The sequence below is a fragment of the Photobacterium sp. OFAV2-7 genome (assembly GCF_022347985.1).
In the GTDB taxonomy this organism is placed as follows: domain Bacteria; phylum Pseudomonadota; class Gammaproteobacteria; order Enterobacterales; family Vibrionaceae; genus Photobacterium.
On record NZ_JAKRFQ010000513.1, the window covers coordinates 1 to 3676 of the forward strand.

Genomic DNA, 3676 nt, shown 5'->3' on the forward strand with positions numbered 1-3676 from the left:
GTGATACCCACGCTGGCACCGATTTGGATTTTGTGGGGGCCAACGGTAAATATTTTGCGGGCAACCGATGAAATCTTTTCCACCAGCTCTCTGGCATCGCTTTTGGAAGTAGTATTGAGCAAAATCACAAACTCATCACCCGCGAGCCGGGAAAAAAAACTTTGCCCGTCAGTGAGCAAAGCGTCAATTCGAAAACAAAACTGCTGCAGTACCCGGTCGCCGGCATGGTGTCCGTAGGTATCATTGACCCGCTTGAAATCATCAAGATCGATAAATAGCAAGGCCGGGTTGGCTTGTCGCGGCTTGATCCCATTGACGACGCGATGTAGCTCTTCGATCAGGGCATAGCGGTTGGCGATGCCGGTCAGGGTATCTTTTCTGGCCATCTCCTCGGCTTTCTTCTCTGCCTCTATCCGCCGAGAAATTTCCAGTTTGAGCTGGCGGTTGACATAAGAGAAGTACCCGGCAGCCAATGATGTGACGAACAGCAGCAGTGCTCCCAGCTGTATCCACAGCTTAATATCTTGCCAGGTAAGTTCAGTACGGAGTGGATAGAGGAAGTGGCTGTCTAGGGTGGTGGTAGGAATGATATTGAGCTTGGCCAGCTCGTCGGCGATAGTTTGCCAGCGGTTGGGGTTCATATGGCCAATTTCGATCAGCTCGGGCATGATCAGTTGTGCTGCCGTTTCCAGCTCGTAAGCCAGGTTCGCCCGGGATTTCTGAGGGTGGTATTGCTGCTCTATAACATCAAGGGTCTCATCAAGATGGGTGAGCGCATAATACCAGCCCTGCAGGCTGGCGCTGAGAAAGCGCTCAACGGTTTCGGGGTTGCTGTCGGCAAAGTCCTGGTGGGTAAAGATCACATCGCTATAAAAATTAACCCCGTATTCAGCAGGGCTGAATATCAGTGCTTGTTCACCGTGTTCCTGCAAATAGAAGGGTTCGTTGGTGAGGTAGCCGTTAAACACGTCAACCTGATCGTTGAGTAAATCATCGATATTGGCGGAAGTTGTTACCTGTTCAAGATCAGACAGCGCGATGTTATTGCGAGATAGTAGTACAATTAGCTCTGCATCCTCGGTTCCCGAGAACATCATCACTCGTTTACCGACTAAATCATGAATAGTTTGAATATCACTGTTGGCTTTGGCGACGAGAACTGACGGGGAGTTCTGGAAAATGGCAGCGAGCGCTGTGAGAGGAAAACCGTGTCCGTAGGCGACGAGTACCTCGGTGTTGCCGACACCAAATTCAGCTTTTTTCTCTAGCACTTCCTTGATGGGGACTTTGTTGTTGCCGCCAGCTTTAATGGATACATCCAGCCCGGCATCGTGATAGAAGCCTTTTTCCTTTGCCATATAAAACCCGGCAAACTGCGCCTGATGCAGCCAGCGCAATTGCAGTGAGACACTTTCGAGTGCCGCTGCAGGCATCGCGAGTATCATCAGGTATATGGAGAGAAGCAGGGATGGAATTATTTTCACAATATGCAACTGCTGGTTTATTTTGTCCGGAGCCAATTTTGGTGAACTAATGCGGTGAAGTAAAGAGGGGATGTGATTTAATGAGAGCAATGACCATGATCAAGTTCGGGCTATAGAAGCGCGATAAAATCAAATGTTTTTTAGAATATTGGCTAATTAGGAGAATAATATGGCTATCGCACAACCTGCAATCTTGCCGGAAGCCGGCCCTTTTGCCCTGTATGTCGTTATGAAGATTGTAGGAGATAAGCGAGCGGTTATTCAGCAGTGTCAGAGCCTTCACCAGAGCCTGGCAACGTTGAATGAACAGCAGGCAGATGCAAACTTGCGTGCAAGTGTCGCTTTTGGCAAGTCCTTCTGGCAATCCCTCGATAAGGGAACTCCTGCCGAGTTTGACGATTTTCGTCCCTTGGGTGAGGGTGAGGTAACGGCTCCGTCTACCGGTGGCGATCTTCTTCTGCATGTGAATTCTAGCCGCCATGACTTGAATTTCTATGTACTGCGCCAGTTCTTGCAGCCGATTGCTGACGCTGTCGAAGTACTCGATGAGACCTATGGTTATAAGTACCTGGATTCCCGTGACATGACTGACTTTATTGATGGCACGGAAAACCCAAAAACCCTGGAGTCACGCAGTGATGTTGCACTGATCAAAGAGGGTGATTTTGCCGGCGGTAGCTTTGTGATGGTCCAGCGCTTTGTCCACAACTTACCTGCGTGGCACCGTCTTAGTGTCGAGGCCCAGGAGAAGGTGATTGGCCGTACCAAACCTGATTCCATTGAACTGGATGATGTACCGGCAAACTCTCACGTTGGCCGTGTCGATATCAAAGAAGAAGGCAAGGGCCTGAAGATCGTACGCCATAGCCTGCCGTATGGTACGGTGACCGGTGACCACGGCCTGTTGTTTATCGCTTACTGCCACACTCAGCATAACTTCAAAGCCATGCTGGAGAGCATGTACGGAGAGACAGACGGCAAGACAGATACGATGCTACGGTTTACCAAAGCGGTATCTGGAGCTTACTTCTTCGCACCGTCGGCCGAGATGTTACAAAGCCTGTAGGGCCTGCTTCCAATCAGACAGCGAGGGGGAGCCTCTCGCTGTTGGAATGAGAGCCCGGACTCTCAGGTATAAAAAAACGCAGCCCAAGGGCTGCGTTTTTTACAAAGACTAAATAGCCTTACTTTTTGATGCGTAGTACTGGAGTTTCACCCACAGTCGTTGCGCCAGAAAGCTTGTTTAGCTCTTTGATTTCGTCCATGTTAGAGATAACAACAGGAGTCAGAGTTGATTTCGCTTTCTCTTCTAGAAGAGCTAGGTCGAATTCGATGACTGTGTCGCCAGCTTTAACAGTTTGGCCTTCCTCGGCGATACGAGTGAATCCTTCACCTTTCAGTTCAACTGTGTCGATACCGAAGTGAACGAATAGTTCGATACCATCGTCGGACTCAATAGAGAAAGCGTGGTTAGTTTCAAAGATCTTGCCGATAGTACCGTTTACTGGTGCAACCATTTTGTTGCCAGCAGGTTTGATAGCGATACCATCACCAACGATTTTCTCTGCGAAAACAACATCTGGCACATCTTCGATGTTTACGATTTCACCAGAAAGTGGTGCAATAATCTCGATTGCACCAGCTTCGTTGTTGTCATCAGAAACCAGCTTCTTCAATTTGTCAAACAGACCCATATCGTTGCTCCTAAGCGTTGTTATTCTATCTGCAGCTATATTAGCAGATGGTCTTTTCTGCGATGAATTTTTCTACGTGTGCTTCGATTTCAGCTGCTGTTGGCATCGCAAGCGCTTGTTCTGCCATAGCTTTAACATCAGCAAAGTTAGCGTTTCGGATAACTTTCTTAATGCGTGGAATTGAAATCCCGCTCATGCTGAATTCGTCCAGCCCCATACCTAGTAGCAATAGGGTAGCACGTTCGTCACCAGCAAGCTCGCCACACATACCTGTCCACTTACCTTCTTTGTGAGAAGCATCAATTACTTGCTTAATCACATTCAGTACAGCGGGTGATAGCGGGTTATACAAGTGAGAAATCAGCTCATTACCACGGTCAACTGCAAGAGTATACTGGGTTAAGTCGTTAGTACCAATACTAAAGAAGGCAACTTCTTTGGCCAGGTGGTGAGCAATCGCTGCCGCAGCTGGTGTTTCAACCATTACACCGATTTCAA

General features: G+C 48.4%; 4 protein-coding genes. 1 reads left to right on the forward strand and 3 read right to left on the reverse strand.

All coding sequences use genetic code 11. The annotated features are described in order from the left end of the window. Positions 1-1484 (reverse strand): GGDEF domain-containing protein (locus MHN01_RS20015; protein WP_239412984.1); only part of this gene is annotated, 1484 nt, incomplete at its 3' end. Between the two features lie 169 nt (positions 1485-1653). Here MHN01_RS20015 and MHN01_RS20020 point away from each other — a divergent pair. Beyond that, positions 1654-2550 carry a Dyp-type peroxidase gene (locus MHN01_RS20020; RefSeq protein ID WP_239412986.1) on the forward strand — a complete coding sequence of 299 codons (897 nt, stop codon included), beginning with the start codon at positions 1654-1656 and terminating at the stop codon, positions 2548-2550. 118 nt (positions 2551-2668) lie between these two features. Here MHN01_RS20020 and crr read toward each other — a convergent pair whose 3' ends face one another. Together crr and MHN01_RS20030 are read right to left on the reverse strand one after the other, a co-directional pair. Next, positions 2669-3178, reverse strand: coding sequence for a PTS glucose transporter subunit IIA (gene crr / locus MHN01_RS20025; RefSeq protein WP_075763865.1), 510 nt, complete (start codon positions 3176-3178; stop codon positions 2669-2671). 40 nt (positions 3179-3218) lie between these two features. Continuing rightward, positions 3219-3676 (reverse strand): putative PEP-binding protein (locus tag MHN01_RS20030; protein ID WP_304622879.1); only part of this gene is annotated, 458 nt, incomplete at its 5' end.

What these genes read in the sequence shown, in the direction of transcription:
- MHN01_RS20020 (WP_239412986.1), top strand. Translation starts at nt 1,654, where the DNA reads ATGGCTATCGCACAACCTGCAATCTTGCCGGAAGCCGGCCCTTTTGCC.
- crr (WP_075763865.1), bottom strand. Translation starts at nt 3,178, where the DNA reads ATGGGTCTGTTTGACAAATTGAAGAAGCTGGTTTCTGATGACAACAAC.